The 6109-nt window shown below is 64.9% G+C and carries 6 protein-coding genes and 2 pseudogenes; all 8 read right to left on the reverse strand.

Features of this window, described 5'->3' with window-relative positions:
* A pseudogene (locus EA346_RS14425) lies at positions 1-73 on the reverse strand (carbon dioxide-concentrating protein CcmK); the annotation flags it as partial.
* Between the two features lie 45 nt (positions 74-118).
* Positions 119-415, reverse strand: a complete 297-nt coding sequence (locus tag EA346_RS14430; RefSeq protein WP_296759761.1) for a BMC domain-containing protein — start codon at positions 413-415, stop codon at positions 119-121.
* Positions 416-564: 149 nt separating this feature from the next.
* Positions 565-807 (reverse strand): annotated as a pseudogene (locus EA346_RS14435) (carboxysome peptide B); the annotation flags it as partial.
* The gene (locus tag EA346_RS14440) at positions 807-1064 is read right to left on the reverse strand and encodes a carboxysome peptide A (RefSeq protein ID WP_296759762.1); all 258 of its coding nucleotides are present in this window, start codon (positions 1062-1064) and stop codon (positions 807-809) included. The pseudogene EA346_RS14435 and the gene EA346_RS14440, both read right to left, overlap by 1 nt.
* A 25-nt stretch (positions 1065-1089) precedes the next feature.
* On the reverse strand, positions 1090-2601 hold the full coding sequence (locus EA346_RS14445) for a carboxysome shell carbonic anhydrase (RefSeq protein ID WP_296759763.1): 1512 nt from the start codon (positions 2599-2601) through the stop codon (positions 1090-1092).
* 10 nt (positions 2602-2611) lie between these two features.
* Positions 2612-4798, reverse strand: coding sequence for a CsoS2 family carboxysome shell protein (locus EA346_RS14450; RefSeq protein WP_296759765.1), 2187 nt, complete (start codon positions 4796-4798; stop codon positions 2612-2614).
* A 650-nt stretch (positions 4799-5448) separates the two neighbouring features.
* Positions 5449-5772, reverse strand: a complete 324-nt coding sequence (locus EA346_RS14455; RefSeq protein ID WP_296759767.1) for a ribulose bisphosphate carboxylase small subunit — start codon at positions 5770-5772, stop codon at positions 5449-5451.
* Between the two features lie 89 nt (positions 5773-5861).
* Positions 5862-6109, reverse strand: a 248-nt coding sequence (locus tag EA346_RS14460; RefSeq protein WP_296759768.1) for a RuBisCO large subunit C-terminal-like domain-containing protein, incomplete at its 5' end; no start/stop codon positions are given.

Below are 6109 nucleotides of genomic sequence, written 5' to 3' on the forward strand. Positions count from 1 at the left end.
CCGCTGCTTCAATCGCGGGAACCAGACCACGGGTCTCAATCATGCCAAGGGCAATGCCAATCATGTTTGCCATTTCTACAGCTCCTGAATAAACGCGTACTGCGATGTTAAAGGGAGATCAGGCGGACGGCTCGGTTGGCAGGATGCCTTCCACCTCGTTGTGCACACGGGCGATGATGTGCGCGGCCACCAGGCCGTCACCGACACGCTCGCAGGCATCGGCGCCCGCACGGACGGCCGCGTTGACCGCGCCGGTCTCACCGCGCACCAGCACGGTGACGTAGCCGCCGCCGACGAACTGGCGGCCGATCAGCCGGACTTCGGCGGCCTTGGTCATGGCGTCCGCTGCTTCAATCGCGGGAACCAGACCACGGGTCTCAATCATGCCAAGGGCAATACCCATACGTTCAGCCATTTCATTACTCCTCGTAAAAGAAAACGTTAAAAAAAGCGATCTGTACTGCCCAAATCAACTGCCAGGGAAACCGCATTCAAAACGACCTTGCCTGCCGCACCCTCATGCCACCTACCTCGTTCCGTCACATTCCTTCCAATCGATCGTCATTCTTCCCAGTGGTCGATGATTCCGCAGATCGTCAGATCCGTCATGACCTTCGCGTCTGGCATCGCCCAGCGCGCCGCACTGCCACTGGCGGTAAACACCCACTTGCCGGGCGGCACTCCCACCGGATCGGTCGCCACGAACAGGCTTCCGCTCTGGTTCTGCAGGATCCGCAGCGACGAGGCCTGCAGGCCGGGCACGCGGCGCGTGCAGACCAGGTCATCCTTGACGCGCATGATCTCCATCAGGCGCTCTCTCCGGTCCAGTGGTCGATGATGCCGACGATGGTCAGATCGGAGGGGAACTCCTTGCTTCCCGCCGCCTCGCGCGCTGCCGACGAGCCCACGCAGATCACCCAGTCGCCCGGGATGCACCCCACCGCATCGACCGCGACGCTTCGGGAGCCGCCTTCCTTTTCCTGCACGACCAGCAGGGGACGATGACCAAAGCCATCGATGCGGTTAGTCGAAACCAGCGTTTTTTCAACCCGCATGATCTTCATCGTGCCATCTCACCAAGCTCTTTCATTAATGTCCGACCATGTCTGTTTCGTCGTCCACGAAGGTGCAGCGCTCGCTGCCGTGGATGTCGCTGACAGCCATCTGGCAAAACAGCAGATGGCTTTCGTAAAGCTTCTGATAGCGCGTCTCGATCGCGGCCTTGACCCGCCGGCAATGGGTCACAGCGCGTTCCCGTGCCCCGGGCACATGCGACGAGTAGTGGAAATGGATCAGAACGGGAACCCCCAGGCCATGGTGGATGTTCAGGCCGGTAAAGATCCGGATTCCCACGTCCATGTCGTTCGCGCCTTCTTCCACGGTATCGAGGTGCGCGAAGTAGAACTTGTTGCGCAACTGCAACTCGCTCATGGCCTCGCCGACGCAGATGAAGCGCTCATTGTGCCCGATCACCTGGTAGCGGCCGCCGTGGTGCTGGATCACGTACTCGATCTGCGAGAGGTTGGCCTCGAGCAGGTGCTGGATCAACCGACGCATCCCCGGCGGGGTGGTACCGGAGCCCCGGGCCCAACCCTCCGCGTGCTCCATCTGCGCGATCGCGCTGTCGATGTGGGCGCGTGCGTCCCCGGCGCTCATGCCGAGCGTTTCCTGGTAGAGCCGGAAGCTTTCCACGTAACGGTGAGGGCTGATGTCGCCGTTGCCATCCGGCAGGTGCACGCGAATGGCATCGATGTCGGTGTCGACTCCAACCAGGAGAATCTCCGGGGCGGCGCCCAGGCCAAAGGTGTTCTCGACCGCAGCGCGCAGTTCGTTCAGCCTTTCCAGCGCGAGTTCGGTGGCCAGGTGATCGTTGCTGCCATGCGCGGCACAGCCCTCATGATTCGGGTTCGACGTGCTGAAGTGATATACCGCGACCTTCAGGTAGTTGGCATCCTCGCCACCCGGAATGCCCCCGGTAAGGCGGCTCAGTTCACGATGGGTCCAATCGGCCACGTCCGCTTCGATGTCGAACAACGCACCCGCATAGGCCTTGACGTAGACGGCCTCGTTCGGCGCCATGCGCAGCACGAAGGGCACCAGACCCTGGAGGCGGCCGTCAGCGCAGGGGCTGATGTCCAGCGTGTGATAACCGCAGGACTGGATGAAGCCGGCATCGATCAGCGACCGCTCACATAGTGGCCGTTGATCGATGTGTGCCCGGTCGACACAGATCTTGAAGCTGCTGAAGGTGCAGTAGGCATGCAGGGCGCGCAGATTCAGCCCGGAAACCCAGGCATCGTCCAGCAGCTCATTGGGCAGTTCAAAGCCAAGGCGTTCCAGCGCGATCTGCTGCGCCTGTTCCACGAAGTCGAGGGTGTGGCGGCAGTCGGAGAGAATCTTCAGGGTGTCCACGATCGCCGTGAAGTGGCCCCGTACGCGCTGCTCGTACTCGTACAGCTGGTGGTTGAGTTCGCGGTCCACGAGCGCATGCTGGCAGGGCTGGTTGGGCGCAATCACGCACGCGGGATTGGCCGGGGCCGCCACCTGTGGTGGCAGCGCCCCAGCCCTCCGCATGGCCGCGAGACGTTTGCGCGTGTTCACCCGTCGAGCCTCAGCCGCGCGCGCCGCCGGAAAGCGTCACCAGCGGACCCTTGCCGAAGTTGCCGGCAGAACCCGTGATTCGGCTCTCCGGAGCAGGTGGCTGTTCGACCTCGCGGAAGCGGCGCGCGTTGGCGCCTTCGCCGCGCGGTTGCCCGCGCATCGACATGTTCCGTGCGAGACTGGAGGGACCTTCGGTGCCGGTCACGCGGGTCGACGCGTCCCAGGAATCCCCGGTGATCTTCCTTCCCGATTCGCTGCCTTCGCCGGTCAGCCGACGCGCGGCAGCGATGCTCTCCTGCTCGTCCGCCTGCAGGCTCACCGAGTCCCGATGACGAAACTCAGGGGTTCCCGTGATGAGTCCGGTCGCCTTGCTGGCCGGCCCGGTGATGCGCTCACTGCTGTAGGCCGATCCGGTGATCTCATCCGCCGCCCGCCGGTCCCATGCGGCCCGAGCGGGCGAGTGGATGCTGAAGTCCGCCGGAGGCGCCGGACGCGCGGGTTCGTCCCACTTCTGGGTACGGGAGACGAAGCGGCCGCTGGTCATGCACTGGGAGACGACGTTGTCGGCTCCGACATACGGTGTGCCGCTGACGGGTTCGCAGGCCCCGCGCTCATCGCCGGTCATCACCGAACCGCCAGCCCCCGGCCGATCGCCGGTGACCGCGGTCGCGGAGATCAGGGTGCTGGAGGGGATGACGGCTTCCTGAGCGGTCAGGTCCGGCGTCTCGCAGAACTCGCCGTACTGACTGCGGCCGATGTAGGGAGTACCGCTGATCGGCGAGCAACCGCCCGACTCATCTCCCGTGACCTTGGGAGCACGGCCGATCGGGCTGCCGGTGATGGGCTGGCCGCGCCAGGTCTTGTCGGTTGCGACCTTGTCGATTGCTGAAACTGGGGTGCTGTCGGTGCATACAGCCTGAAGCTGTTCTGCACCCACATAATCAGTACCGGTGACGGGCATGCACCCCCCTTTGTCGTCACCGGACATTTTTGGGTTGCGATGGACCTCCGTACCCGTGACGGAGCCGCCACCAAGGGTGTGCATGGTATTCACCTTACGGGGACCGTTCACACTGCACAGGTCGCCAAAGTCGGCCGCGGTGAAGTACTGGTTACCGGAGATCTCGCGGCAGGAGCCGGCCTCGTTCCCGGTGACGTTCGAGGAGCGGCCCACCTCTGTGCCGGAGACCGGCTGCTGCCCGCGCGACAGCATGACGCTGACCTTGTGCGGTGTGGTGGGGGGCGTGGTTTTGCACTCCGTCTTGAACTGCTCTGCCGAAAGATATTCCGTTCCGGTGATGCCGCGGCAGGAACCCGATTCGTCTCCAGTGACCCGGGAACTTTGTCCCACGGTGGTTCCGGTCACGGTCCTGCCCCCGGCCGTATGGGTCACAGCCACCTTCTCGGGAGCCTGGGCGGGCGCTGTTGGCAGTGTGTAACCGGTGCCGGTCACGGCGCGCGCGCCGCCCAGCTCGTTGCCGGTGACATGGGAAGAACGGTCGACCATCGTGCCGGTTACGGGCTTTCCCTTGGCCGTGTCGGTGGAACCGACCTTGGCGGGGCTGGGCGCCGGTCGCGTCGGGCAGAACTCGTCGAAGCGCTCAGTAGCGAGGTATTCGGTGCCGGTAATGCCCCTGCAGGCACCGATCTCGTCACCGGTCACCCGCATCGAGCGCCCGACCTCGGTTCCCGTGACCTTGTGCTCGCGGGCGGTGGTGCTCACGCCGACCTTGGTCGGAGCGGGCGCAGGACGCGTGGGGCACTCACGCTCGTACAGCTCGGCCCCGACGTATTCGGTTCCGGTGATCGCGCGGCAGGCACCGGGTTCGTTGCCGGTCTGCTTGTTGCTGCGCTCGACCATGGTGCCGGTTACCGTCTGTCCGGAAAGGGTATGCCCCTTCTCGACCTTGGGCGGTGCGGGTATCTCGAGGCGGGCGCGCTTGCGTCCGCTGGGTCGAGACTGCGTCGACGACTTGGCGGTGGCGGCGCGACCCGTCATCGACTGGACCTTGCGGCGCTGCATGGCGATCTGGCGCCCGCTGGCACCGTTGGAAATCGCGGACTGCCAATCCTGATCCGGCATCGCGGCCGCGACGCGGGCCATGTGCGCGGCGCGCACCAGCCCTGCCTTGCCGTTTTGCGAGAGCGCTTCCCGCCGTGCGCGTGCCAGTGCCCGGCCCTTGGGGAGCGGGTTCATTGGCTTCCTGGCGGAAGCCGGAGCCGAAGACGCCAACGTCGTGGAGTTCGTTGACGTGGAGCTCGCGGGGCGGGTTTGCTGATCGTGACAGTCGCAGGGCTCGCCCCCGCAATCGCAATCCTCGCTCTTCGCAGTGGCGGGGCTCTTCGCAGCGGCAGGCGCCGTCAGGTGCGCGCTCTCGGGTGTGGGCCGCATCCGGCCGCTGGGGCGGCTCGAGGTGGGCTTGAGCGCCGCCTTGCCGGCCACGCTGAGCGCATCACGGCGGGCGCGTGCAGCTTCCCGGCCAGGGGAGACCGGGGGCTGGAGCGCCCCACCGGTGGCCCGTTGGGCGTACTCGGCGGGGCCGCCGGGGGTTGCCGGCCTGGTGACCGCGGCCGGTGCCCGCTGGGACGAAGTCCCTTGCCGGTTGGCCGTCGTCTTGACGAATGCGGATTTGCCATGCAAAGCCATCGCCTTGCGGCGTTTCCGGGCCAGTTCGCGCCCTGAAAGGGTGGCGCTGACCGTGCTCTTATTGGCTTGTGGCATCACGTACCTCGATCGGTTGGGGTCTGCGGGAGTCGCGGTGCCTGGCGGCCGCCACCACGGCAAACAACTTGCGAAACGGTGATCCACGGGTGGCCAGAGGCCACCCGTTGGCGCGCCGTAACGGATTAGCGGTACACCACGAACGCCATACCCTGGCTCTGCGCATAGTTGTCATAGGCGATGAAGCGCACCAGGTGACCGGGGAACTCGCGATGGCAGGCTTCCAGTTCCTGCAGGACCGCATCGACGGACTCCTCGCCGAACAGGGGCAGTTTCCACATGTACCAGTAGTTGCTCATGGAATTCTCCTTTTCGGAGTGTTCCACGGCCGGGTTCCAACCCTGGCTGATGCAGTAGGAGATCTGCTGCCGGATCTGGTCCGGGGTCATCGGGGGCAGGTAAGAGAAGGTCTCGTACTTCATCGAGGACTTGTAAACTTGAACGGCCATATCGATCTTCCTCTATTGAGCGGTTTAGCCTGGTCCGGTCCACACGGTGGCCCTTGTCGCCACCCGGTGGAACCGACGCCAAGGCACCATTACTTGTGCGAGATATCCAATTTGTCGACGGTGTCGAACTCGAACTTGATCTCTTTCCACGTCTCCATGGCGATCTTCAGTTCGGGGCTGTGCTGGGCGGCGGCGGTGAGGATTTCCTTGCCCTCGCGCTCGATCTGACGGCCTTCGTTACGAGCCTGGACGCAGGCTTCCAGCGCCACGCGGTTGGCGGCCGCGCCGGCCGCGTTGCCCCACGGGTGGCCCAGGGTGCCGCCGCCGAACTGCAGCA

The sequence above is a fragment of the Thioalkalivibrio sp. genome (genome assembly GCF_007692535.1).
Taxonomy (GTDB): domain Bacteria; phylum Pseudomonadota; class Gammaproteobacteria; order Ectothiorhodospirales; family Ectothiorhodospiraceae; genus Thioalkalivibrio.